Raw genomic sequence first — 22,945 nt, 5'->3', positions numbered from 1 at the left:
GTATCGGGATGGCGCTTCAGAACCGCCCCGGGTTTGCCGCAGGCCGTTTCGTTTAAGTCACGAGGCTATCTCGTGCTTTTCATGGCTCCACCTTCTCAGGAGTAGGAGGCTCCGATAAACCCTGGATGGTTCAGATTGCATCGACGAAGGCCGTTGCAGTTGTTAATGCCTTGTGCTCTTTTCGTTCCCCTCGCAGGCGATTGAAATATGCTTAGCCTTTTCAACCCTAATCGGTTCTCTGCTGGGGTCACCTCTCCGAAACGGGAGCCGGATGACCGCACTGAGTACGAACGCGACTATGACCGCATCCTGTTTTCGGCGCCTGTTCGCCGCTTGGCCGACAAAACACAAGTTTTCCCGTTAGAAAAGAACGACAGCGTCCGAACCAGACTTACCCACTCGCATGAAGTTTCCAATCTGTGCCGTTCTTTGGCCACCCAACTTCTCCGAAAGAACGCCGGAGCGTTTGGACCCAACATCGCGCAAGACCAAGTTCCGGTGATTGCTGCATCGGTAGGGCTAGCGCATGACCTAGGAAACCCACCTTTTGGACACCAGGGGGAGGCGTCGATCCAAAGATGGTTCAAGACCAGACCTGACTTGTTTTTGGCAGATGGAGGAGAATTGAGTGAGCAGCAAAAGCAGGATTTCCGCTCTTGGGAGGGGAACGCTCAAGCGCTAAGGCTCCTCACGCGCCTGCAAGTAGCCAAGGGAAGTTTTGGCCTTGATCTAACGTTCGCTTCTTTGGCGGCATTAATGAAATATACGGTGCCATCCATAGGTCGAAGCGAGAAAAAAGAGTGTCATCCTGCGCTAAAGAAGTTTGGCTACTTTTCGGCAGACCAGGCAAATGCCGAAAAAATTCTAGCTTCCGTGGGCCTCGTTTCCGGCAAACGTCACGCATTGGCCTACCTAATGGAGGCTTGTGACGACATCGCTTATTCGGTCATCGATATCGAAGACGCGATTAAGAAGGGACTGGTTTCCATAAACGACCTGCTAGTTGCGATTGAGAGCGCTGGCCCCATGTTCGCAGATATCGCAAAGGGCGTTGGAGGCAAGGTGAATGAGCTCCGAACGGAACAGAGGCCAACGGCTGATGTCAACGAAATCGGCTCCCAGTACTATAGAACCTTCACCATCCATCATATGATGAACTCTGTGGCAGATGCGTTCCTTCGCGAAAGGGACCGGATTTTGAGCGGAGATTTCCCTCATGGTTTGCTAGATGCTGCTACCTGCTCGCCCTTATGCAAAGCTCTGAAAAGCTTTGCCCGCGAGCATGCCTACAACGCGCCGAGCGTTAAAAAGCTGGAACTCGAAGGGGACACTTTGCTGCAAGGCTTGATGAGCTATTTTTGGCGGGCCATTGAAGAATGCAGTTTGGATAGGAAAAAAAGGCGCGAGGTTCGCTTAGCAGTGAAAGCTCCCGAGCCCACGCCATTTGGACAATTTGTCTACAGTCATATCTCCAGAAACTACGTTGCCTCATTCGAGGCTGAGCTGGGAACCGATCCCACACCCATCAATGCGCGGTACCACCAACTGCTTCTATTGACCGATATGGTTTCGGGCATGACAGAGAATTTTGCCATTGACCTCTTTGCAATGTTTAGAGAGGTGCACGATGGTGCCTGAAACAAAAATCCGCAGACGACTAGCCCAGCAAGCGTGGCAGTTGCTGCGCAGCGAAAAGGTCGTAGCGGGACAACGATTTGCCGCTGAAGTATTGGACGAATTGGAAGAAGTAGGCCGTGTAGCGCTCATAGGAGGAGCTCTGCGTGAGCTACGCTATGCCCCCATAAAGCGCTTCCAGTCTGATCTTGATTTCGTGGTGGAAGTGACCAAGCCCGAAAAATTTCAGAGCCTAGTTGAAAGGCGTGGTGCAACACCAAACAAATTTGGGGGATTTCGTGTTTCGACCCCGGTCGTAGACATTGATTTCTGGGACTTGAGGTGTTCATGGGCGCACACTAGTGGGTACAAGAAGGTGAATGATCTGGAGGACGTCTTGAACACCACTTTCTTTAACGTTGACGCTATAATCTATCTTCTGAGCGACCGAAAAATCTATGCAAAGCCTGGTACGTTAGACGATTTGGAAAGACGCTATCTCGACATAAACCTCTATCCCAACCCAAACCCTGTCGGCGCTACGGTGCGAGCCCTGAGAAGGATGCTTGAACTCGATATGCGTGCTTCTGAGTTGCTGGTAAAGTACATTGCCGCGCAGATCGACGAGGTAGGGTGGTCGAAAATTGTTCAGATAGATAGAGCGGCATATCCAGCCAAACCGTCCCTGGGTTGGGTGGAGGGTCTGTTCCCCAAGAATGGTTGTGACTTTCTCACGCTAATGAAGCGGACGGAAAACAAGCTCCCCAGGATGAGGCAGCTTCAATTATGTCTGAGCGAACGCCCGTAAATGCTATCGGTTGAACGATCCAACTCGCGATAACACCCTATTATCGGAGTCCACTTTAGGTTCGTGAAAGATGTGCTGTTCCTGGGTTCGCGGCCGACGTTGGTGACCTGCGATTCTCCTCAGTAACCCGGCGACTGCTTGATCAGAAAACGGCCGCCGAATGCCCTGATCATCTGCACTAGCGATCCGTTAGCGATGTCCGGCGTGCCCTGGTTCCGCGTCACCCACGCGTAAGATGTGTCGCGCGTGACGGTCCACATGCTGCCCGCTCCTAAGAAGTCGTCCACCATGATCGCGCCGTCCGGTAGGCCAACACCGCGATGAAAGCGTAAGCTCCGATCGGTCGCCATGTAGTAGCCGAATCCGATATGTTCCTGCTGCGCAATCAAGCGTCCGTCCACTTCAACGGCCTGAATGCCGGCGGGTGAATTAAACGCAGACACTGTCAACAGTTGCACTTCAAGCGAGCGGAAGGAAATCTCCCAATCGCGATGCCGCTTGTTCGCAATGACCGCAACCGTTCGGGGCACGCCCATCAGGAAGGTCCTTATTTGATCACGATCTAGCTGAAGTTCACGGGAGAGAATGCTGATGCAATCCGCTTGAGGTTCGCCGTACCGGAAGGCGCGTATCTGAGGCAGAACGTGAGCATCAAGCGAATGCGAAATGAGCTCTACTTCAATGACGAACCAGTGCGACATGTCTTTCGCGACCATGGCAATGTCGGGTCGAGAGACGTTATCTTCGAGTTTGAAGGAGCCCGCGAACGGAAAGCAATGGTAATTGGGGTAGATGCAAGTCAAGGCTTTCGCGACAACGAACTCAAATTCACTTTCACGCGCCGCATCCGCATCCCATACCTCAAGAAGATTTTCCGGTGCACAGTCCCCAACGACGATGGTACTCATGCGCGCCCCCACGTGACTTCTGCGACATTCTCCAGATCAACTTCCTCTTGCCGAAGTCGTTTGATCTCAGGCTCAGTGGCAACCAGGCTATAAATCACGGCACGATCTTTTCCCGCTACGGGCCGCAAGACACGGCCTAGCCGCTGGATGCGCTGACGGCGCGTCGCCGTGCTCGCCGCGATGATCCCCACTTCCGTCTCAGGGACATTGAAGCCCTCATCAAGGGCCCTGCAGGTGATAAGAACGTCGATCTCACCTTTACGATATGCCAGCAAAGTCTCGGCGCGCTGGCGGATTTTCATTTTTGAGTGGTAAACCCCTGAGCGAATCCGAGCTTCGGTCAGCACCTCTTGGATTACGTCGCATGCCTCGATATCTTCGTGGAACACGATCGTGCGGGAGCCCTTGTGGGCAAGCACCAAACGAAGCGCGAGGCGAATGCGGTTCATGCTAAGATTGACGAGGCGCGCTCGCCGCAGCAAAAGCACGATCGTTCGATCGTCATCGAGCCCGTTCCTGGCAATCGCTCGGCCAACGGCCTTAGTGAGCTTTTCGTATTCCGCTTGTCGGTGAGGCTCCAGTTCGAACACCACGTTCTTCAGATCGAACGGCACAATGACCTTATCGCGCAATGCGTCTTTGTACGTGTAGCGGTAGATGATTGGCCCAATTTTCGGGATCAAAACGTCGTTTAGACCTTCGTCGTACGGACGCTCCGGCGTGGCCGACAAACCGAGAGTGGCGACGGGTTCGCCGTCCAGCGCGCTTCTAAATTTCTGGCTCGCCGCTTTATGGCACTCATCGACTATCAGGAAGTACGGCAATTTGCGTTGCGCCAGTTCGAGTTTGGCGGCCGTGTTCAGCACCACGAGATTGATTGTGCCCGGCCGAATACGCCCTGACGCGGTGACGATATTAATGTCATTCAACGAGATGTCGAAGAAGCCTGCCGCCTCCTCCCACCACTGGTCCAGGAGCGCGACGGTTGGAACGATGACGAGAGTTGTGCCTAGTTCGATCTCACGAATGCAAGACAGCGCGAATATCGTTTTTCCGCCGCCGGTAACGACTTCAACGATTCCTCTTTTGCCCGCCTCTCTCCATAGCTCCAAGGCGTCTTTTTGCCAGTCTCGCAGCGGCAGCGGGACCATATGCTACGCCTGGTCGGGGCCGCTGCCGGCGTTGCCGGTCGTTCCCGGAGCATCGATGTTCTCAATGCGGTGTGCGTCAGCGCGGAGCAACGAGTCTTTCATTCGCCGGACACTATCAGGCGTCACTTTGATCATCTGCCCGACCCGATATTCGGCGACCGCGTCGTAGATGTACTGACGGATGCACTCGTAGATCGCCTCGACTGTCGGGCGCGCCGTGTAGTACGGGTGAATCCTGTTGATAATAATATGAATGATCCCCTTGCCCGCGCCGGCATAGCTGACCACGTATGGGTCGTTCTCGCTCTTGTCTTGAATCCAGATATCGACACGTAAGTCGGCCGTTATCTGCCAAGACGCGACTTTCTCCTCATCGACGACGCCTTCCGCCTGCTTCGCGTTGTTGGCAAGGATCGTCTCCAGAGGAGGCAACACCGATGTGTTGATCACGTCCTTCAATTCGTCGTTGACAAACTCCGACTTGAGGTCGGCAACCATCTCCCGGAATTTTTCGCGCTTGATGGGATCGCGATCTCCCCCTCGTCTCCGACTGGCGAACTCACGATAGTCTTTCGTGAGATCGAAAAGGTAATCCTCGAGCTCCTCCTCCTCGTTTCCGGTATATAGGATCGCATCTTTGGTGTGAGAGACGTGAAACGCCGGGTCCAGCTCCAGAATGCCCATCAGGCGTTGGGAGACAAGATTGTTCGCGCCCTCATCATTGATGCCGCCAAAGATGTTGCTCGGCTTCCAAGCAGTCGGAAAACCTTTGATCTGCCGCTGGTTCTGATAGAGCGAAAATCCTGCGAACTTCCTCCCGCCCGCGCCCTGCTTGAGGACGCCCACAAAGCCTTTGACTTTCTTACCGCCTATCGTGTGCTCGAAAGGCAACTTCATCGGGTTGCCGTCCATATCGACATCGAAATTGTCGTCCGGTGGCGTCCGTATCTCTTCGCCGCGATAGATGATCTTCAGGCGTCCGGCCTGAAGATCGAAACGATAGATTGAGCTCAGATACGCCTTGATGGTCTCGTCCGTGCGCGACTGCAGATTGCGGTTGAGGTCCGTTATCGTGATTTTCGTATAGTGCTCATCGGGACCCACCCCTTTGACGGTCAGCGGAATCTTGTTGTCGCCGGCTGCTATACGATCGACATTGATGTCGGCGGTCCACTCCTCACCACCGGTCAGTTCTGCTGTTTCAATTTTCCACTTGTTACCGATCCAGCAGGCAGCAGTTTTCATGCCCATACCGTACTTTGACCGGCCCTTGCTGTCTTTCGTTGGCTGCGCGATCTTGAGCGCGGCGATCAAATCGTCCTTCGACATTCCGATGGAATTGTCGGTGACCGTCAGCTCACGTCTGGTCACGTTATATTCTATCTCGACTGTGAGAGGATTGCCCTCCCGCTTCAGCGCTTCATCCACCAGTTCGGGATAATTCAGGCGCGATTGGGTCGAGTTGTCGATAAACTCGGCAAGCGCAAACCACATAGTGTACGGCATCCGCGCGTAGTTCTTGATCGCGCCGGAGCCGATAGTCAGCTCTCCAAAATCGTCAGGCTGCATTTCTCCCCCCTAGACTAAGCTGCCTTCTCTTCCTGCTCCATAAAACGCCCCCTTGAGCCCAGGGCGTAGTCCGCGCTGGCTTCCACAGAAAGCCAACGACGCTTCAATGACTCGGCGGCATAACCGGTCGTGTTGGACCCGCCAAAGGGGTCGAGGATGAGATCGCCCGGCTCGGTCAAAAACTCGATGAAAAAACTGGCCAATCCCATCTGCATGCGAGCAGGATGAAGTTCATGCCCGTGCGTTTTACAGTATTCGCGATATTTGAGATCAGCCGACGTCCCCGAAAATTGGAGCAGAGACTCTGGCAGGGTCGCATCATCCTCTGAAATACGGAGGACGTTGGGCGCTATCGCGCCGCCATGATCCGTCAGAAAGCCTGACGCCGAAATCACATGCCCGGAAGGGCGAACCCCAGAGTTGTACTTCTTGGATTTCAGCAAACCTTTCATATGACCGCTGTAGGGGAGCAGAACGCGGCGGTTGTTCGCCTTGGGGTGATGGTCCCGCGACATCCACCAGACATGTGTGAAGGAGTCTTTCAGACGCTCGCGATTTATGTTGACCCACTGTGCCGGGCTGGGGAGCCGGGCAGGATTGTGACAAATGAGTTGCTGGCACAAGTGCAGGTTACCAGCCCGCTTGAAAGCCAAGAGCGCTTCGAGACCGAGCGTGGACATCACTGGGACGCCGGGTTCCCACGAATTGCCTATCTCGATCACAATGGAGCCTTCCGGAGCGAGAAGGTCCGACAGCCGGGGCGCAAGGCTCTCCAGCCACTTCAAATACTGTTCGCCGGTCTCATTGCCGTAGCGCTTTTTCCTCACGAGCGGAAAAGGCGGCGACGTAAAAATCAGATTCGCCTTGCCCACAACTGTCTTCAATTCAGGGTGTTCGAGGGCGTCCTCAACCCGGCCGATAAGCATACGTCCCGCAGAAGTCCTGTACGCTTCAGTAACTTTCGGATCGCGCTGACCGGGGACGCTATCGGAGCCCGCTTTCCTCTTTTTCAGACTCTTCATCGGAAAGTGGGCCCCGCATCGTATTCTTGCCGCGCAGAATGCTTCTAACGAATCGTTTTTTCATACACTATCGACATTCGGTCTGCGAGCCAGCGGGGGTCCCCCCCTTAAACTTCGGTTGTTAAAACTTTTCGGCGCTGTGACCGGGATTGAAACGATATGGTGGACAGTGAGGATCGGTGATTCCGTGCGATCGTTGACGAGGGCTTTAGATCAAACATGGGGATCGAATATTGGGATGCGAGGCGCCGAAGATGGATATTGTATCGCAGCCAAGCGGAGCATAGCGCCGACTGTGAGCGCTACCCGTTCGAAGCCATTCCACGGCGCGTCTTTCTCGATACCAACGTCATCAATCTAATGGTGAAATACGGCGATCAGATTTTCGAGCAGGCCCCGTTGCCAGAGGAGCCGGACTGCACTCGCGCCCACGATGTGGAAGCTTTGATGCATGTTTGCCATCTCGGCGGACGGGCACCTTGGCAAATCGTTGCGGCCGCAAAGACGCTCGACGAGATCGATGGTACCCAGGACAGATCGGTTCGGAAGAACCTGATGGATTATGCCGTGGAGATCGTCAGCCGCGATTCCGATGACATAGACTATGCGATCAGTTTGGGAAGAAGAATGATCGACGCGCCCTCGACGGCCGTCTTGCCGGACGCCTCAGATCGCGAGATCATAGGCAATGCAATCGGCCTAGGTTGCGATTTTTTTTGCACCTGCGACCGGCGCACGATTGTCTCCAAACGCGATCGGCTTCGCCACCTTCCAATACGCATCGCGACACCTGCAGAGTGGTGGAGCAACGTCAAACCCTGGGCGGCCCTCTGGCATTAGGCCCGTTGGTATTTGACCATTTCGCGGTGTACTCTTGCCACACGCAGGACGAACTTCATAAATATGCCAGAGGCTCGCGTGGGGCAAAATGTGGGGCTGGTTACTCGTAAGCCCGACTAACTCAATGACCCTATTACCTTATTCGAAGACGGCTGGCGGAGAGGGGGGGATTCGAACCCCCGATGGGCTTGCACCCATGCCGCATTTCGAGTGCGGTGCATTCAACCGCTCTGCCACCTCTCCGCGGACGCCGTTTCCGGCGCGGGCACTAGATAACGGCGGACCTTCGCGGTTACAAGGCCAATTCACGCTGGAAATGCGGCTTGTCGTCGAATGTCGGGCGAGCGGTGGCCCCGCCAGGACGGGCGGCAAAACGGTCGATCACCTCATGTCGCGTTCAAACGCCCAGCGAGGAATACCGTCGATGTTGCCACCGCATGCCCGCGGATGGCGGAATTCCGGCGCTTGCCTTGACTCGATTGCTTCCTTCGGTTAGGGAACCCGCGCATCCGGCGTGGGGTCTCTCCGCGCCGGTCGTGTTTTAGAGCAATTCCAGGAAAAGTGGAAACCGGTTTTCCGTCCGGGATTGCGACAAAACAAAGAGTTAGACCCCGCAGACTGACAAAAAGACGGCCGGAATGCTTCCGAGCATTCCAGAAGGCCGACCGAACAGCGAAAGGCAAAAAATGTTCGCAGTCATCAAAACGGGCGGCAAGCAATATCGCGTCGTCGCCAATGATGTGTTGAAGATCGAGAAGGTCGCCGGCGAAGTCGGCGACATGGTTGAAATCGGCTATGTGCTGGCGCATGGCGAGGGCGATGCCGTGACGTTCGGCGCGCCGTTCGTCGATGGTGCGCTGGTAACGGCGGAAGTTGTCGCGCAGGGCCGTGCGAAGACGGTCATCGCGTTCAAGAAGCGCCGCCGCCAGAATTCGCGCCGCCGCCACGGCCACCGGCAGTACGAGACGACCGTCCGCATCGACGAGATCCTGCTCGGCGGAGCGAAGCCTTCGAAGAAGGCTGCCGCGAAGCCGGCCAAGGCGGAAGCGGCTGCGGAAGCAGCGCCCGCTCCGGCCAAGAAGGCAAAGGCTCCTGCAGCGGAGGCGGCTCCTGTCGCGGCTTTCGCTGACGTGGCCCCCAAGGCGAAGGCGGCCAAGGCCGCGAAGCCCGATGTCGTCGACGACATCTCGCTGATCTCAGGCGTCGGCCCGGTGCTGAAGGGCAAGCTGACCGAGGCGGGCTACGGCACGCTGGCGTCTATCTCGAAGCTGAAGAAGGCGGACGTCGCCAAGCTCGACGAAGAGCTCAGCCTCGGCGGCCGCATCGAGCGCGAGGAATGGGTGGCGCAGGCCAAGGAATTGCTGGCGGGCAAGCCGCCTCGGGCGCAGGTCGACAAAGATGCTGCGGCCGGCAAGGAATCAGAGTAAGAAGAGCGGCTGAAGGAGATCAACCATGGCACACAAGAAAGCTGGCGGTTCGTCGCGCAACGGTCGTGATTCCGAATCCAAGCGCCTTGGCGTGAAGAAGTTCGGCGGCGAAGCCGTCATTCCCGGCAACATCATCATTCGTCAACGCGGCACGACCTGGCATCCCGGCGTCAACGTCGGCATGGGCAAGGATCATACGCTTTTCGCGCTCGAGTCCGGCGCCGTCGCGTTCCGCAAGAAAGCCAATGGCCGTACCTACGTGTCGGTAAACCCGACGACCCAGGCCGCGGAGTAGCCGGTTCCGCACTAAAACACCGGCGCCCCATCTCGGGAACCGGTGTCTGGCAGAGCCAGGAAATGGATCAGGGGAGATGGGTCGCCATCTCCCCTTTTTCTTTTTCACCCTGGAGGGACTGCCATGATTGCCGACAAGGACGACAGCGACGACGAAAGTCTGTTCATCGAGCGGCCGGTGCTGGTCACGCAGCGGCTGGTGATGCGGTCGCCGCATGAAGGCGACATCCCCGCGCTTATGCAACTCGCCGACAACAGGCACGTGGCGCAGATGCTGGCGCGCATGCCGCATCCCTACGGTGAGGCCGAAGCGCGCGCATTCATCGCCATGTGCCAGCTCAGGCAGCCGGGCGCCACCTACGCCCTGACGCTTGCCGGATCGGGTCCCGAAACGGGAACGTTCGTCGGCTGCGCGGGGTTGAACGCCAAGGATCGCGGGCTGGAACTCGGCTACTGGATCGGCGAGCCTTACTGGAGGCAGGGCTACGCCACCGAGGCTGCGCATGCGCTGGTCGATCTCGCTTTCCGCGCCACGGGCATCCCGGTCCTGCACGTGTCCGCGCGGGTCATCAACCCGGCCTCGCGGCGGGTCATCCACAAATGCGGCTTCCAGTATGCCGGCCAGGGGATGATGAACTCGATCGTCGCCGGCCAGGTGCCGGTCGAGCGCTATCGCCTCGACCGCAAGACCTGGGAGAGCTTGAGGAACTGGTCATGACCGTCGCAGGCGGCCGGCTGAAGATCGCCGGCCGTCCGGCCGGGGCATCACGCCAGCTCGAACCAGACCGGCAGATGATCGGAACCTTTTGCGTCGCGGTCGATCCAGACCTTGCCGACCCTCCCGGCGAGGCTGGCCTCGACGAAGGCGAAGTCGATCAGCCTGTTGTCCTCGGGTTTGGCGTCGTCGACCCAGCTGACCGTGCCCTCGGGCAGGCCGCTGCCCAGCGAATAGACGTCGACGGGATCGGTTTCGGGCGAGGCTTCGTCCCGCTCGCCGACCATGAGCGCGTATTCGGGCGAGAAACGGTCCATGTTGAAATCGCCCATCAGGACGAAACCCTGCGGGCGCGGCGGCTCGGGAAAGCCGTATTCGGCCGAGCCGCTGATTGCCCCGCCCTCGCCCACATAAGCGAAGGCGCGCTGCTTGAGATCGTGGATCTGCAGGGTCCGTTCGGTAACGGAGACGTGGTCGAGATGCACGGAATAGACCCTGAGCGGTCCGGACGGGGCGATGACCAGCGCTTCCAGCGCGCTGCGCTGGAGATTGCCGCGGCTCGTCCTCAGGGTGCGCGGCAAAAGCAGGTTGCGCGAGGCGACCACGGGCCAGCGCGACAGCACCATGTTGCCGAACTGAAAGCGCCTGTTGAGCGGACGGCCCTCGCCGTCGATGGCGCCGAAGTCGAGGTCCATGGCGGCACCAAAGACGTGAAAGTAGCCGGGCAGCAGCGCCGCCAGCCCTTCGACCATGTCGACGCCGCCGTTTCGCGCAAAGTTCCTGGTCACTTCCTGCAGCGTGATCATGTCGGCGCCCTCGACCTCTTTCGCAATGCGCTCGAGGTCGAACTTGCCGTCGCGGCCGACGCCATATTGGGTATTGTAGGTGACGAGCTTCATGAAAACCCCTATGTGCCGGCTATTCCATTCGCCAGGCCGGCACTCGCGCTTGCCGGTTCTTTGCGATAGACGAAGCCACAAACTCCATAAACAGCAGATCGTTGTCCGTTAGATGAAATTCCTCGACCAGGCGAAAGTCTACATACGCTCCGGCGACGGCGGCGCCGGCGCGGTGTCGTTCCGCCGCGAGAAATTCATCGAGTTCGGCGGGCCGGACGGCGGCGACGGCGGGCGCGGCGGCGACGTCTGGGTCGAGGCCGTCGACGGGCTGAACACGCTGATCGACTACCGCTACCAGCAGCATTTCAAGGCCAAGACGGGCGTGCACGGCATGGGCCGCAACATGACGGGCGCCAGGGGCGCGGACGTAACGCTGAAAGTGCCGGCCGGCACGCAGGTCTACGAGGACGACAACGAGACGCTGATCTGCGACCTGACCGAGGTCGGACAAAAATTCCGGCTGGCTGCGGGCGGCAATGGCGGCTTCGGCAACCAGCGCTTCAAGACCTCGACCAACCAGGCCCCGCGCCGCGCCAATCCCGGCCAGCCCGGCGAGGAGCGCATAATCTGGCTGCGCCTCAAGCTGATCGCCGATGCCGGGCTTGTCGGACTGCCCAATGCCGGCAAGTCGACCTTCCTGGCGGCGGTGACGGCGGCCAAGCCGAAGATCGCCGACTATCCGTTCACCACGCTGCATCCGGGCCTCGGCGTCGCCCGCATAGACGGGCGCGAATTCGTGCTTGCCGACATTCCCGGCCTGATAGAAGGCGCGCACGAAGGCGTTGGCATTGGCGACCGTTTCCTCGGCCATGTCGAACGCACGCGCGTGCTGCTCCACCTTGTCTCCGCGCAGGAGGAGAGCCCGGCCAAGGCGTACAAGACGGTCCGCGCCGAGCTCGCGGCTTACGGAAACGGCCTTGACGAAAAGCCGGAAATCCTGGCGCTCAGTCAGGTCGATACGCTCGACGCGGCAGCGGCGAAGAAGAAGGCGGCATCGCTCAAACGCGCCGCCGGCCGCGCGCCGCTGATGCTGTCGGCGGTGTCGGGCGAAGGCGTCGAGGCGGTGCTGCGCGCCCTGATCGCGGAAGTTCACACTGCGCGCGAGGCGGCTCCTGAAGTGACCTCCGGCGAAGCGCGCTGGCAGAAATAGGTTCTGGCGATGACGACCCAGTCGCTGAAAAAATACAAGCGCATCACGGTCAAGATCGGCTCGGCGCTGCTGGTCGATCGTTCGACCGGCCTCAAGCGCGACTGGCTCGCGTCGCTCGCCGACGACATCGCCGCGCTCGCCGCTGATGGCGCCGAAATTCTGGTCGTGTCCTCCGGCGCCATTGCGCTGGGGCGTACCATCCTCGGCCTCGGCAAGCGTGCGCTGAAGCTCGAGGAGAGCCAGGCAGCCGCGGCCGTCGGCCAGATCGCGCTTGCCGGCGCGTGGTCGGAGGAACTCGGGCGCAAGGGGCTGAAGTCCGGCCAGATCCTGCTCACGCTTGGCGACACGGAGGAGCGCCGCCGCTATCTCAACGCCCGCGCCACGATCGGCACGCTGCTCAAGATGAAGGCCGTTCCTGTTATCAACGAGAATGACACGGTCGCGACCTCCGAAATCCGCTACGGCGACAATGACCGGCTGGCGGCGCGTGTCGCGACCATGATGGGCGGCGACCTGCTGGTGCTGCTCTCCGACATTGACGGGCTCTACACCGCCCCGCCGGCGACTGATCCCAACGCGAAGTTCCTGCCGGTGGTCGAGCGCATCACACCCGAGATCGAGGCGATGGCGGGTGCCGCCGCGTCCGAACTGTCGCGCGGCGGCATGCGCACCAAGCTCGACGCCGGCAAGATCGCCACCACCGCCGGCACCGCCATGATCATCACCTCGGGCGCGCGGCTGAACCCGTTGACTGCCATGGAGCGCGGCGAGCGTTTCACCCTGTTCCATCCGAGCCGCACGCCGGTGAAGGGGTACAAGAGCTGGATCGCCGGCCAGCTTGAGCCGGCCGGCCGGCTGACCGTCGACGCCGGCGCGATAGGCGCGCTGTTACAGGGCAAGTCGCTGCTGCCGGCGGGCGTCAGGCTGGTCAGCGGCAGCTTCTCGCGCGGCGACACGGTGGCGGTACTTTCGCCCGAGGGATTCGAGATCGCGCGCGGGCTGGTTGCCTACGATGCCGCCGATGCCGTAAGGATCGCCGGGCTGAAGACCGCGGAGATCGAGGCCGTGCTTGGCTACGAGGCGAGATCGGCGATGGTGCATCGCGACGACCTGGTGGTAAGCCGCGCCGGCCTAGAGTACCGCAAGGAAGCGAAAGGGTGAGCCATGCTGAAGGCGCATGAAAAATCCCGCGAAGACACAACCGCCCTGATGGCCGAAATCGGCCGCAAGGCGCGCGCGGCTGCCCGCCCGCTCGCCGTCGCCGGTCCGGTTCAAAAGAACGCGGCGCTGATCGCCATGGCCGACGCCATCGAGGGCAACGAAAAGGCGATCCTCGAAGCCAATGCGATCGATGTGGCAAATGGCGAGGAGGCCAAGCTGTCGCCGGCCATGATGGACCGGCTGAAGCTCAATCCGGCACGTGTCAAGGCCATGGCCGAAGGCATCCGCGAGATCGCGGCGCTGAAGGACCCTGTCGGGGAGGTCATCGCCCAATGGGACCGGCCGAACGGCCTTCACATCGAGCGTGTGCGCACGCCGCTCGGCGTCATCGGCGTGATCTACGAGAGTCGGCCGAACGTCACGGCCGACGCCGGCGCGCTCTGCCTGAAGGCCGGCAATCCGGTCATCCTGCGCGGCGGCTCGGATTCGCTGAATTCTTCCGCCGCGATCCACGCTTGCCTCGTCGAGGGCCTGACGGTCGCCGGCCTGCCCGAGGATGCGATCCAGCTCGTGCCCGTAGCCGACCGCGCGGCGGTCGGCGAGATGCTGTCGGGCCTCCAGGGCAATCTCGACGTCATCATCCCGCGCGGGGGCAAGAGCCTCGTGGCCAGAGTGCAGAAGGAGGCGCGCGTGCCTGTTTTCGCGCATCTTGAAGGCATCTGCCACCTCTACATCGACCGGTCGGCCAAACTCGACATGGCGGTTGCGATCGCCGTCAACGCCAAGATGCGCCGCACCGGCATTTGCGGCGCCGCCGAGACGCTGCTGATCGACCGAGCCGTCGCTTCCACGCATCTGGCGCCGATCCTTGAGGCGCTCGACAAGGCCGGCTGCGAAATCCGGGGGTCGGAAGAAGTGGTCGCCGCCTTCCCGAAGGCGAAGCTCGCCACGGATGCCGACTGGACGACCGAATATCTCGACGCGATCATCTCGGCGAAACTCGTCGAGGGCGTCGGCGACGCCATCGAGCACATCGAGACCCATTCCTCGCACCACACGGAAGGCATCGTCGCCGAGGATGCTGCCGCCGTCGAGCGCTTCTTCAACGAGATCGATTCGGCCATACTGTTGCACAACGCCTCGACCCAGTTCGCCGACGGCGGCGAGTTCGGCATGGGTGCGGAGATCGGCATCGCCACCGGCAAGATGCATGCGCGCGGACCGGTGGGCGTCGAGCAGTTGACCTCGTTCAAATACCGCGTGCGCGGAATCGGGCAGGTGCGGCCTTGATCTGCTTTGCTTTCGTCTCCTGAAGCGCCGGTGCCGCCGGTTCCAGCGCACTACCTGCGCATGCCGCATGTCGAGAAGGGCCAAGCCGTCGGCCTGTTCGGCGGCTCGTTCAATCCGCCGCATGCCGGCCATGCGCTTGTCGCCGAGATCGCGCTGAGACGGCTGGCGCTCGACCAGCTCTGGTGGATCGTCACGCCGGGCAATCCGCTGAAGTCGAGCACCGAACTGGCGCCTCTCGCCGAGCGGCTGAAGCTTTCGGAAGCGGTGGCCGGCGATCCGCGCATCAAGGTGACCGCCTTCGAAGCCGCCCATCATCTGCGCTACACGGCAGACACGCTTGCGCTGGTGCGCGCCAGGAATCCCGGCGTCGATTTCGTCTGGGTGATGGGCGCGGACGGTCTGCGCGACTTTCATCGCTGGCAGCGTTGGCAACAGATCGTCATGACCTTTCCGATCGCCGTCATCGACCGGCCGGGCTCGACGCTGTCATTTCTGTCGTCGATGGTGGCCAAGACCTTCGACTATGCCCGGGTCGACGAGGCCGACGCGCCGCTTCTGGCCCGCATGAGGGCGCCGGCATGGACCTTCATCCACGGCCCGCGCTCGCGGCTGTCTTCCACGGCCATCCGCGCGGCGCGGAAGTAGCCGCTTACCCGTACCAGGCGCCCTGCACCACCTTGATATCAGGCGCTGCCGCAGCCAGCTTTGCGGCAAAAGCCTGCGGGTCGCTGCCCTTGTAGTGATAGGGATAAACGAAGGCCGGCTTGAATTCCGTCACCGCCGAACTCGCCTGTGTCTCGTCCATCGTGTAGGGTAGGTTCATCGGCACGAAGGCCACCAGGATGTCCTTGAGCGCGCGCATCTCAGGAATGTCCTCGGTGTCGCCGGCGATGTAGACCCGGGACCCGTCGACGGTCAGCACATAGCCATTGTCGCGCCCCTGCGGATGATATTTCTTGCGATCCTCGGTGGTGTTGTAGGCCGGGATCGCCTCGATCTCGACCGTGCCGATCGTGGTCTTTTCACCATTGCCGATCGCTGCCGCCTTGGCCTTGAGGTCGGCCGGCAGCTTGTCCATCACCGCCGGGTTCACCACGAGCCTGGTGTCCGCGCCGACAATGGCGGCCAGCGTTTCGGGATCGAAATGGTCCTGGTGTTCATGGGTGATCAGCACCAGCCCGGCAGTCGGATGGCCCTCATAGAGTTCCTTGCCGCCCACCGGATCGTTGTAGATGACCAGGCCCGGCATGCTCATCACGAAGCTCGCATGGCTGATCGGGCTGATCAGGATCTCGCCGCCCATCGTCTTGTAGCTGTCGCCCTTGCCCTGCGCCCGTGCGGTGAACGGCATGAAGGTCGTTACCCCGAAGCCGGCGAGCCCCGCAAGCCCGAGCTGCAGCGTGTCGCGTCGCGAAAATTTCATTGCGAAACCTCCCTCGAATGATGTCTGCGGTCCGGCGAAATGCAGCCGCCCCATGTCGCTAACCTAGGCGAAAGCGTTTCGCCGGCAAGCGCCTCGCGCGAACGTGAGTACGGCGTGAACGCTGGAGATGCCGTCTCTCCTCCCACGTCGTTTGCGGGTCCCTCACACCCTGCCGTAGCGCTGCTTCAGGTGCTCGGTGAAATGGCGGGCGGCGAGCTTCTCGCCGGTGGCGCGCTCGATCAGTTCGGGCGTCGACCAGCGCGAGCCCTGCGACCAGATTTTTTCGCGCCGCCATTCGTTGACCCCATCGAACCGGCCCTTCGACACGTCCTCGTCGACCGAAGGATGTTCGCGCTTCAGCGCCGCCCATTGTTGCGCGGCCATCATGGCGCCGAGCGTGTAGGAGGGGAAATAACCGAAGGCGCCGCCCGGCCAATGCACGTCCTGCATGGGGCCGTCGGCGAAATTGCCCTCCGTCGAGAGACCGAGATAGTCGCGCATCTTGGCGTCCCAGGCGTCCGGAATGTCCGCCGCCTCGAGCCGGCCAGAGACCAGCTCCTGCTCCAGCTCGAAGCGCAGGATGACGTGCAGCGGATAGGTAACCTCGTCGGCGTCGACGCGGATCAGGCCGCGCTCGACATGGTGCACATGCGGCAGGATGTCTTGGAGCGACCAGTCTTCGCCGAGATGTTTTTCGACCACCGGCAGGGCCCAGACCCAGAAGGCCGGGTTGCGGCCGAGCTGCTTTTCGACGAACAGGCTCTGGCTTTCATGCACGGCCATGCCGCGCGCCTTGCCGAGTGGCCAGTGCGCCCATTCGCCGGGCAGGTTCTGCTCGTAGAGCGCATGGCCGGTCTCGTGCAGCACGCCCATCAGCGCCGACAGGAAATCGCCGGTGCGGTAGCGCGTGGTGATGCGCACGTCGCTCGGCACGCCGCCGCAGAAGGGATGGTGCGACACCGCAAGGCTGCCATGGGTGAGGTCGAAGCCGACCGCCGCCATCATCGCCAGCCCGAGCTCGCGCTGGCGCTCAACAGGATAGTTTCCGGACAGCGCCTTGAGCGGCGCCTTGGCGAGACGCTCTTCCTGGACAGCCAGCGCTTCCGGCACGAAATCCCTGAGGAACGCCTTCAGCTCGGTGAAGACCGGCGCGATGTCGGCGGCGCGGTTGCCGGGATCGTACTGTTCCATCAGCGCGTCATAGGGATCGAGACCGAGCTTGTCGGCACGCATGGCGGCCTCCTCGCGCACCAGTGCGATGACGCCTTCGAGCGCCGGCAGAAAACCGGCCCAGTCGTTCACGCCGCGCAAGCTGCGCCACAGTTGCTCGGATCGCATGCGGGCGACCGTCTGCCGCTCGACGAATTCGGCTGGCAGGCAGGTAAGGTTGGCATAGTGGCGGCGCAATTCGCGCAGGGCTGCCTGCTGATCCTCGTTGAGCGGCTCGGCTTCGGCCGCCTCGATCCAGTCGGCTATCTCGGGCGCGGTTGCCTGGCGGTGCAGCATGCCGGCAAGCGAAGCCATCGCCGCGGCGCGCTTGTCGCCGCCGCCGACCGCCATATGCGTTGCCTCGTCCGCGCCCAGGATGGCCAGCGCATGCTCCAGCGCTTCAAGCTTGTGGCCGAGTTCGTCGAGTTTTTGGAAGGACATGGCGATTCCGTTCGTTTGTTGAGCTGCGAAAGAACAGCATGGGCGGGGCAACGGCAAGTACGAGATGCGGCCCGCTGTTCACACCGGACTGCGGACACGCGAAATCGTTGCCGCGCTTCGTTTTTGCGAAGCCGGGGTGTGGAAGGCGACGCATGAACAAATCGCGGACGAAAATTCTTCAGAACGCGCACTTCCCGTTGATCCGAATGGCGTAATTTATTCGGGCGAACTAATGTCGGGGCGGCTTCATCCACGGCGGCCGTGCCCGGAGGTAAGATGCTCAGCACTATTCTGATCGCGCTGGTGGCGGCGCTGCATGTCTATTTCATGTATCTGGAGATGGTTGCCTGGGACCGGCCGCTCGGCCGCAAGACGTTTCGCACGACGCCCGAATTCTCCGCCGCATCGAAGGCGCTGGCGGCGAACCAGGGACTCTACAACGGCTTTCTCGTTGCGGGGCTCGCCTGGGGGTTTTGGCTCGGCGAACCAGGCTTCGCCGTGAAGACGTTCTTCCTCGCCTGCATCGTCGTCGCCGGCGTGTTTGGTGCGGTGACCGTCAGCCGGCGCATCCTCTATCTGCAGGCCCTGCCGGCGGCACTGGCGCTGATTGCGCTGTGGGCGGGATGGTGAAGCTCAGCGCTCGGTGAGTTTGAGCTCGATGCGGCGGTTGCGGGTGCGCGCCTCGTCTGTGCCGGTCTCGTCGAGCGGCTGGAATTCGCCGAAGCCGGCGGCGACGAGGCGGTTTGCCGGCACGCCGTTTTCGATCAGGAATTTGACCACCGACGTCGCGCGGGCCGAGGAAAGTTCCCAGTTGTCGCGGTAGCGGCGGTTGCCCGAGACCGGGACATTGTCGGTGTGGCCGTCGACGCGCAGCACCCAGCTGATCTCCGGCGGGATTTCGCGCTGCAACTCGATGATGGCGTCGGCGAGCTTCTTCATCTCGACGCGCCCGGCATCGTTGATCTCGTCGGAGCCCGAGGGGAAGAGAACCTCGGACTGGAACACGAAGCGGTCGCCGACGATGCGGATGTTCTCGCGGTCGGACAGGATTTCACGCAGGCGGCCGAAGAAATCGGAACGGTAGCGGTTGAGTTCCTGCACGCGCTGCGCCAGCGCGACATTCAGCCGGCGGCCGAGATCGGCAATCTTGGTGTTGGATTCGCGATCGCGCGCCTCCGACACGTCGAGCGCCTCTTCGAGCGCTGCGATCTGTTTGCGCAGCGCCGATATCTGCTGGTTGAGCAGTTCGACCTGGGAGAGCGCGCGCTGGCTGATCTGCCGTTGCGCGTCCAGTTCGCCCGACATCGTGCTGATGCGGGCATTGGCCTGCGAATCCGCGCCGGCGCCCTGGTCCAGAAGCTGCTGCAGCCGGGAGCGCTCGTTCTCCGCGGCGCTGAGCGAGGCCTGCAAATTGGCGACGCTGTCCTGGGCGTCCTGGGTGGTGCTCTGCTCCAGCGCAAGGAGCTGGGTGAGCTCGTTGATCTGGGAATTGAGCCGCGCCAGCACTTCGTCGCGGCCGCTGATCTCGCGGCTGAGCAGGAACTGCGCCAGCACGAAGACCGAGAGCAGGAACATGATGGCCATCAGCAGCGTCGACAGGGCGTCGACGAAGCCCGGCCAATAGTCGATGTGGCGGTTGCCGCGCCTTGCCCTTGCAAGCGCCATTCGGTCTGGTCCTTAGTTGAGTTCCCGGTTCTTCAGCTGGTCGGCGAGACGGTCGAGCGTGCGGCGCATGGCCTTCTGCTCCTCGGACTGCGCCTCGACCCAGTCGCGCATGATCTGCTGTTCCGAACGCATATTCTTGACCAGGCCGGAGATGCCGTCGGCGAGATTGGCCATGGCGGTGGCGACGCGCGGGTTGGAGCCGCCATGCTCCTGCAGGCTGCGCAGGCGCTCCGACAGCGCGCGGATCTCGTCCGAAGTCTCGCCCCTGCCCGCATCCGGAACGACCATGTCGGAGGACAAGTCGGTGACCGAGGAGAGCCAGTTCTCGAGCTCGGTGTAGAACCGCGTCTGCGCGCGGCCGGCCTGAAGATCGAGGAAACCGAGTACAAGCGAGCCGGACAGGCCGAACAGCGACGCCGAGAAGGCGGTGCCCATGCCGGCGAGCGGAGCGGCGAGACCCGCCTTCAACGAGTCGAGCACCGCGCCGCTGTCACCCGAGCCGGGATCGAGCGACTGGATGGTGTCGCTGATCGAGCCGATGGTCGCGAGCAGACCCCAGAAGGTGCCGAGCAGGCCGAGGAAGATCAAAAGACCGGTAAGGTAGCGCAAGACGTCGCGGCTCTCGTCGAGCCGGGTGGCGATCGAATCGAGCATGGTGCGCATCGAGGCGGTCGAAAGCGACATGCTCGAGGAGCGCGACAGCAAAGCCTTCATCGGCGCCAGCAGCACCGGTTCGTTGACCTCGGAGCCGGCGCGGAAGGAGTTGATCCAGCGCACCTCGCGGAAGAGCCGCACTGTCTGCTGGAAGGCCAGGAAGACGCCGACCACGAAAACGCCGAGGATCAGGCCGTTCAGACCGGGGTTGCTGGAGAAGGCGGCGGAGATCTGGCGGGTGAGGATGGCGGCGATGAAAGCGACGATGGCGAGGAACACCAGCATCGACAGAACGAAGACCTGCGGGCTCGACAGCCTGTGCGGGTCGTACTCCATCACATCCGATGAGCCGACCAGTCCAAAGGATCTCAGTATGCCCATTCTCGCCCCGAATCCGTTCCCGGCGATAAACTCTTTGGGACTCTAAGCGGAATTATGACGAAATGGGAAGACGCTAACGGCCAAGAGGCCGTCCGTCGCGCCGATCAAAAGCGCGCGACGACCATGCAATCGATCACAGCGGCGCAGTGCAGGCCGGCCCCGGTGACGACGAAACCGTGCCACAGGGCGTTGTGGAAACGCAGCCCCTTCCAGGCAAAGATGACCACGCCGCAGGAATAGACGATGCCGCCGGCCAGGATCAGCCCGAGCGTCAGCGGCGGAAGCGTGTCAAGCAGCGGGCGGATGACGACCATGCCGCTCCAGCCTATGGCGAGATAGAAGACGATGGCCAGCCGGTCGAACCGGCCGGGCAGGAAGAGCTTTACCGCCATTCCGGCGAGAGCCGCGGCCCAGACGACGGCGATCATCGGACCGGTGACGGCCGCATCGTCGAGCTGTGTCAGGAACGGCGTGTAGGTCGCGGCGATCAGCAGGTAGATCGCGGCGTGGTCGAAGCGGCGCAGGATCCACTTGGCGGGCGTCAGCGGCCAGAGATTGTAGGCGAGCGAGATCGACAGCACCGTCAGCAGCGAGACGACATAGAACACCGCGGCGACATATTCGCCCGGACCGGCATGGAAGGCCGCCAGCGACAGCAGCGCCGCGCCGGCGGCGATCGCCAGCACGATGCCGACCGCATGGACGATGCCGTCGGCGATGATCTCGGCGCGCGAATAGTGGAAGCGGCCCCAGAAGGGGATGTCGATATGGGAATCGTTGCCGCTGCTATGCATGACCGACCTGCATGCCGTTTATGTGGGAACATGCGGGCAAGGATTGCAAGGCCGGATGACCGTTTCATGACCGCGGCGCATGCGCGCGGGGCCGAAGCCGAACGAAATCAGCGCGGCGGCACCGGCTTCTTCAGCGTCTTCAGCAGAGCGCGGTGGATCGCCTCGTTGCCGGCGACGATGTCGCCGGTGCCGAACATGTCCTGGCCGCCCGACTTGTCGGTGGCGAAGCCGCCGGCCTCGCGCACCAGCAGAATGCCGGCGCCGACATCCCACGGCGACAGGTTCTGCTCCCAGAAACCGTCCATCCGGCCGGCGGCGACATAGGCGAGGTCGAGCGCAGCCGAGCCGAGCCGGCGGACGCCCGCCACCTCGCCCATCACGTTGCGCAGTTCGAGGAGGTAGTTGCCATGATGGCCGCGGCCGAGATGCGGCACGCCGGTGCCGATGACGGCATCGGACAGCTTGGTGCGGCCGGAGACCCGCAGCCGGCGATCGTTGAGGAAGGCGCCGCCGCCGCGCTCGGCGCTGTAGAGCTCGTCCATCGCCGGATTGTAGATGACGCCGGCGACGATCTGGCCCTGGCGTTCCAGCGCGATGGAGACGGAGAAGATCGGAATGCCGTGCAGGAAGTTGGTGGTGCCGTCGAGCGGGTCGACGATCCAGCGGTGCTGGTCGTCCTCGCCGGCGATAGCGCCACGCTCCTCCATAAGGAATGCGTAGCCAGGGCGGGAGCGGGCCAGCTCGGCATGGATGATCTCCTCGGCCTTGCGGTCGGCCTGGCTGACATAGTCGCCCGGACCCTTCAGCGAGACCTGCAGGTTCTGCACCTCGCCGAAGTCGCGCGACAGCGAGCGGCCGGCCTTCATGGCGGCCTGGACCATGACGTTGAGGAGTGCTGAGCGTGCCATTTGTCGCTGCCGCCGGTTCAGTCCGCGCGGCGGACGTAGGTGAGTTCGTTGGTGTCGACGATGATGCGCTCGCCGGATCCGATGAACGGCGGCACCAGGACGCGGATGCCGTTCTCGAGAACAGCCGGCTTGTAGGACGACGCTGCTGTCTGGCCCTTGACGACCGGATCGGCCTCGGTGATGGCGAGCGTGACCTGATCGGGCAGCGAGATGCCGATCGGCTTCTCGCCGTAGAGCTGGACGGTGACCATCATGCCGTCCTGCAGGAAAGCGGCGCGGTCGCCGACGAACTCCTTCTGCAGCTCAAGCTGCTCGTAGGTCTCGGTATCCATGAAGATCAGCGCGTCGCCCTGCTCGTAGAGGAAGGAGAAATCCTTCAGGTCGAGGCGGATCTGCTCGACCGTCTCGGCGGAGCGGAAGCGTTCGTTGAGCTTGGTGCCGTTGATGAGGTTTTTCAGCTCGACCTGGTTGTAGGCGCCGCCCTTGCCGGGCTTGACCGTGTTGGTCCTGACCGCTGCCCACAGGCCGCCCTGGTGCTCGATGACCGTGCCGGGACGGATTTCGTTGCCGTTTATCTTGGCCATTGTTCTACAGTGTTCCGGAGAAATTTGCGCCTGGCCGG

At 61.6% G+C, this 22,945-nt stretch carries 23 protein-coding genes and 1 tRNA gene; 11 read left to right on the top strand and 13 right to left on the bottom strand.

Annotated elements, in window-relative coordinates; genetic code table 11:
• The first annotated feature begins 207 nt into the window (after window positions 1–207).
• Window positions 208–1,638 (top strand): dGTP triphosphohydrolase, encoded by a 1,431-nt coding sequence (gene dgt, locus ABLE71_RS08485; protein ID WP_348782900.1) that lies wholly within the window; start codon window positions 208–210, stop codon window positions 1,636–1,638.
• A complete protein-coding gene (locus ABLE71_RS08480; RefSeq protein ID WP_348782899.1) occupies window positions 1,628–2,422 on the top strand; it encodes a hypothetical protein in 795 nt (264 codons plus the stop codon). The genes dgt and ABLE71_RS08480 overlap by 11 nt, the downstream gene beginning before the upstream one ends.
• Before the next feature lie 119 nt (window positions 2,423–2,541).
• On the opposite strand, the gene ABLE71_RS08475 is transcribed toward ABLE71_RS08480, so the two are convergent.
• Genes ABLE71_RS08475 through ABLE71_RS08460 form a run of 4 tightly spaced genes read right to left on the bottom strand, consistent with a single transcriptional unit; the run spans window position 2,542 to window position 7,072 of the window.
• Complete coding sequence (locus ABLE71_RS08475; protein WP_348782898.1) at window positions 2,542–3,330, bottom strand: hypothetical protein; 789 nt, start codon at window positions 3,328–3,330, stop codon at window positions 2,542–2,544.
• Window positions 3,327–4,481: a DEAD/DEAH box helicase gene (locus ABLE71_RS08470; protein ID WP_348782897.1), complete on the bottom strand. Its 1,155-nt coding sequence runs from the start codon at window positions 4,479–4,481 to the stop codon at window positions 3,327–3,329. Before ABLE71_RS08470 ends, ABLE71_RS08475 begins: the two co-directional genes overlap by 4 nt.
• 3 nt (window positions 4,482–4,484) lie before the next feature.
• Window positions 4,485–6,050 (bottom strand): ATP-binding protein, encoded by a 1,566-nt coding sequence (locus ABLE71_RS08465; RefSeq protein WP_348782896.1) that lies wholly within the window; start codon window positions 6,048–6,050, stop codon window positions 4,485–4,487.
• A gap of 14 nt (window positions 6,051–6,064) precedes the next feature.
• Window positions 6,065–7,072, bottom strand: a complete 1,008-nt coding sequence (locus ABLE71_RS08460) for a site-specific DNA-methyltransferase (RefSeq protein WP_348782895.1) — start codon at window positions 7,070–7,072, stop codon at window positions 6,065–6,067.
• A gap of 261 nt (window positions 7,073–7,333) precedes the next feature.
• On the opposite strand from ABLE71_RS08460, the gene ABLE71_RS08455 reads away from it, so the two are divergent.
• On the top strand, window positions 7,334–7,912 hold the full coding sequence (locus ABLE71_RS08455; protein WP_348782894.1) for a hypothetical protein: 579 nt from the start codon (window positions 7,334–7,336) through the stop codon (window positions 7,910–7,912).
• A gap of 153 nt (window positions 7,913–8,065) precedes the next feature.
• Here ABLE71_RS08455 and ABLE71_RS08450 read toward each other — a convergent pair.
• Window positions 8,066–8,155, bottom strand: a tRNA-Ser gene (locus ABLE71_RS08450).
• A gap of 443 nt (window positions 8,156–8,598) precedes the next feature.
• On the opposite strand from ABLE71_RS08450, the gene ABLE71_RS08445 reads away from it, so the two are divergent.
• The 3 genes from ABLE71_RS08445 to ABLE71_RS08435 all read left to right on the top strand — a co-directional run bounded on the left by ABLE71_RS08445 (window position 8,599) and on the right by ABLE71_RS08435 (window position 10,351).
• Window positions 8,599–9,339 (top strand): 50S ribosomal protein L21, encoded by a 741-nt coding sequence (locus ABLE71_RS08445; protein ID WP_348782893.1) that lies wholly within the window; start codon window positions 8,599–8,601, stop codon window positions 9,337–9,339.
• A 25-nt stretch (window positions 9,340–9,364) separates the two neighbouring features.
• On the top strand, window positions 9,365–9,634 hold the full coding sequence (gene rpmA / locus ABLE71_RS08440; RefSeq protein ID WP_348782892.1) for a 50S ribosomal protein L27: 270 nt from the start codon (window positions 9,365–9,367) through the stop codon (window positions 9,632–9,634).
• 123 nt (window positions 9,635–9,757) lie between these two features.
• On the top strand, window positions 9,758–10,351 hold the full coding sequence (locus tag ABLE71_RS08435) for a GNAT family protein (protein ID WP_348782891.1): 594 nt from the start codon (window positions 9,758–9,760) through the stop codon (window positions 10,349–10,351).
• Window positions 10,352–10,398: 47 nt separating this feature from the next.
• On the opposite strand, the gene ABLE71_RS08430 is transcribed toward ABLE71_RS08435, so the two are convergent.
• Window positions 10,399–11,247 (bottom strand): endonuclease/exonuclease/phosphatase family protein, encoded by an 849-nt coding sequence (locus ABLE71_RS08430; protein WP_348782890.1) that lies wholly within the window; start codon window positions 11,245–11,247, stop codon window positions 10,399–10,401.
• Window positions 11,248–11,359: 112 nt separating this feature from the next.
• Here ABLE71_RS08430 and obgE point away from each other — a divergent pair, with 112 nt between their 5' ends.
• The 4 genes from obgE to ABLE71_RS08410 are packed head-to-tail and all read left to right on the top strand — an operon-like array spanning window position 11,360 to window position 15,493.
• Window positions 11,360–12,397, top strand: coding sequence for a GTPase ObgE (gene obgE / locus ABLE71_RS08425; protein ID WP_348782889.1), 1,038 nt, complete (start codon window positions 11,360–11,362; stop codon window positions 12,395–12,397).
• Between the two features lie 9 nt (window positions 12,398–12,406).
• Entirely contained in the window at window positions 12,407–13,558 is a 1,152-nt protein-coding gene (gene proB / locus ABLE71_RS08420; protein ID WP_348782888.1) for a glutamate 5-kinase, read from the top strand.
• Between the two features lie 3 nt (window positions 13,559–13,561).
• Complete coding sequence (locus tag ABLE71_RS08415; protein ID WP_348782887.1) at window positions 13,562–14,848, top strand: glutamate-5-semialdehyde dehydrogenase; 1,287 nt, start codon at window positions 13,562–13,564, stop codon at window positions 14,846–14,848.
• 60 nt (window positions 14,849–14,908) lie between these two features.
• Window positions 14,909–15,493: a nicotinate-nucleotide adenylyltransferase gene (locus ABLE71_RS08410; RefSeq protein WP_348783698.1), complete on the top strand. Its 585-nt coding sequence runs from the start codon at window positions 14,909–14,911 to the stop codon at window positions 15,491–15,493.
• Window positions 15,494–15,497: 4 nt separating this feature from the next.
• Here ABLE71_RS08410 and ABLE71_RS08405 read toward each other — a convergent pair whose 3' ends face one another.
• Both ABLE71_RS08405 and ABLE71_RS08400 read right to left on the bottom strand, forming a co-directional pair.
• Window positions 15,498–16,271: an MBL fold metallo-hydrolase gene (locus ABLE71_RS08405; RefSeq protein WP_348782886.1), complete on the bottom strand. Its 774-nt coding sequence runs from the start codon at window positions 16,269–16,271 to the stop codon at window positions 15,498–15,500.
• Between the two features lie 162 nt (window positions 16,272–16,433).
• Entirely contained in the window at window positions 16,434–17,921 is a 1,488-nt protein-coding gene (locus ABLE71_RS08400; RefSeq protein WP_348782885.1) for a carboxypeptidase M32, read from the bottom strand.
• Window positions 17,922–18,197: 276 nt separating this feature from the next.
• Here ABLE71_RS08400 and ABLE71_RS08395 point away from each other — a divergent pair, with 276 nt between their 5' ends.
• Window positions 18,198–18,551 carry a DUF1304 domain-containing protein gene (locus ABLE71_RS08395; protein ID WP_348782884.1) on the top strand — a complete coding sequence of 118 codons (354 nt, stop codon included), beginning with the start codon at window positions 18,198–18,200 and terminating at the stop codon, window positions 18,549–18,551.
• Window positions 18,552–18,554: 3 nt separating this feature from the next.
• On the opposite strand, the gene ABLE71_RS08390 is transcribed toward ABLE71_RS08395, so the two are convergent.
• The 5 genes from ABLE71_RS08390 to efp form a co-directional block, all read right to left on the bottom strand.
• The gene (locus ABLE71_RS08390; protein ID WP_348782883.1) at window positions 18,555–19,586 is read right to left on the bottom strand and encodes a peptidoglycan -binding protein; all 1,032 of its coding nucleotides are present in this window, start codon (window positions 19,584–19,586) and stop codon (window positions 18,555–18,557) included.
• Between the two features lie 12 nt (window positions 19,587–19,598).
• Window positions 19,599–20,621, bottom strand: coding sequence for a MotA/TolQ/ExbB proton channel family protein (locus ABLE71_RS08385; protein ID WP_348782882.1), 1,023 nt, complete (start codon window positions 20,619–20,621; stop codon window positions 19,599–19,601).
• Between the two features lie 104 nt (window positions 20,622–20,725).
• A complete protein-coding gene (locus ABLE71_RS08380) occupies window positions 20,726–21,415 on the bottom strand; it encodes a hemolysin III family protein (protein WP_348782881.1) in 690 nt (229 codons plus the stop codon).
• Window positions 21,416–21,522: 107 nt separating this feature from the next.
• The gene (locus ABLE71_RS08375; RefSeq protein ID WP_348782880.1) at window positions 21,523–22,323 is read right to left on the bottom strand and encodes an inositol monophosphatase family protein; all 801 of its coding nucleotides are present in this window, start codon (window positions 22,321–22,323) and stop codon (window positions 21,523–21,525) included.
• Window positions 22,324–22,340: 17 nt separating this feature from the next.
• Window positions 22,341–22,907 (bottom strand): elongation factor P, encoded by a 567-nt coding sequence (gene efp, locus ABLE71_RS08370; RefSeq protein ID WP_348782879.1) that lies wholly within the window; start codon window positions 22,905–22,907, stop codon window positions 22,341–22,343.
• Window positions 22,908–22,945: the final 38 nt, after the last annotated feature.

Origin of the sequence: Mesorhizobium sp. KR9-304 (assembly GCF_040049215.1) — a bacterium.
Classification (GTDB): Bacteria; Pseudomonadota; Alphaproteobacteria; order Rhizobiales; family Rhizobiaceae; genus Mesorhizobium_K.
The sequence above is the reverse complement of the archived record's forward strand: the minus strand, read 5'-3'. Positions and strand labels throughout refer to the sequence as shown.

Coding starts and splice junctions, on each gene's coding strand:
- dgt (WP_348782900.1), top strand. CDS start 208: ATGCTTAGCCTTTTCAACCCTAATCGGTTCTCTGCTGGGGTCACCTCT.
- ABLE71_RS08480 (WP_348782899.1), top strand. CDS start 1,628: ATGGTGCCTGAAACAAAAATCCGCAGACGACTAGCCCAGCAAGCGTGG.
- ABLE71_RS08475 (WP_348782898.1), bottom strand. CDS start 3,330: ATGAGTACCATCGTCGTTGGGGACTGTGCACCGGAAAATCTTCTTGAG.
- ABLE71_RS08470 (WP_348782897.1), bottom strand. CDS start 4,481: ATGGTCCCGCTGCCGCTGCGAGACTGGCAAAAAGACGCCTTGGAGCTA.
- ABLE71_RS08465 (WP_348782896.1), bottom strand. CDS start 6,050: ATGCAGCCTGACGATTTTGGAGAGCTGACTATCGGCTCCGGCGCGATC.
- ABLE71_RS08460 (WP_348782895.1), bottom strand. CDS start 7,072: ATGAAGAGTCTGAAAAAGAGGAAAGCGGGCTCCGATAGCGTCCCCGGT.
- ABLE71_RS08445 (WP_348782893.1), top strand. CDS start 8,599: ATGTTCGCAGTCATCAAAACGGGCGGCAAGCAATATCGCGTCGTCGCC.
- rpmA (WP_348782892.1), top strand. CDS start 9,365: ATGGCACACAAGAAAGCTGGCGGTTCGTCGCGCAACGGTCGTGATTCC.
- ABLE71_RS08435 (WP_348782891.1), top strand. CDS start 9,758: ATGATTGCCGACAAGGACGACAGCGACGACGAAAGTCTGTTCATCGAG.
- ABLE71_RS08430 (WP_348782890.1), bottom strand. CDS start 11,247: ATGAAGCTCGTCACCTACAATACCCAATATGGCGTCGGCCGCGACGGC.
- obgE (WP_348782889.1), top strand. CDS start 11,360: ATGAAATTCCTCGACCAGGCGAAAGTCTACATACGCTCCGGCGACGGC.
- proB (WP_348782888.1), top strand. CDS start 12,407: ATGACGACCCAGTCGCTGAAAAAATACAAGCGCATCACGGTCAAGATC.
- ABLE71_RS08415 (WP_348782887.1), top strand. CDS start 13,562: ATGCTGAAGGCGCATGAAAAATCCCGCGAAGACACAACCGCCCTGATG.
- ABLE71_RS08410 (WP_348783698.1), top strand. CDS start 14,909: ATGCCGCATGTCGAGAAGGGCCAAGCCGTCGGCCTGTTCGGCGGCTCG.
- ABLE71_RS08405 (WP_348782886.1), bottom strand. CDS start 16,271: ATGAAATTTTCGCGACGCGACACGCTGCAGCTCGGGCTTGCGGGGCTC.
- ABLE71_RS08400 (WP_348782885.1), bottom strand. CDS start 17,921: ATGTCCTTCCAAAAACTCGACGAACTCGGCCACAAGCTTGAAGCGCTG.
- ABLE71_RS08395 (WP_348782884.1), top strand. CDS start 18,198: ATGCTCAGCACTATTCTGATCGCGCTGGTGGCGGCGCTGCATGTCTAT.
- ABLE71_RS08390 (WP_348782883.1), bottom strand. CDS start 19,586: ATGGCGCTTGCAAGGGCAAGGCGCGGCAACCGCCACATCGACTATTGG.
- ABLE71_RS08385 (WP_348782882.1), bottom strand. CDS start 20,621: ATGGGCATACTGAGATCCTTTGGACTGGTCGGCTCATCGGATGTGATG.
- ABLE71_RS08380 (WP_348782881.1), bottom strand. CDS start 21,415: ATGCATAGCAGCGGCAACGATTCCCATATCGACATCCCCTTCTGGGGC.
- ABLE71_RS08375 (WP_348782880.1), bottom strand. CDS start 22,323: ATGGCACGCTCAGCACTCCTCAACGTCATGGTCCAGGCCGCCATGAAG.
- efp (WP_348782879.1), bottom strand. CDS start 22,907: ATGGCCAAGATAAACGGCAACGAAATCCGTCCCGGCACGGTCATCGAG.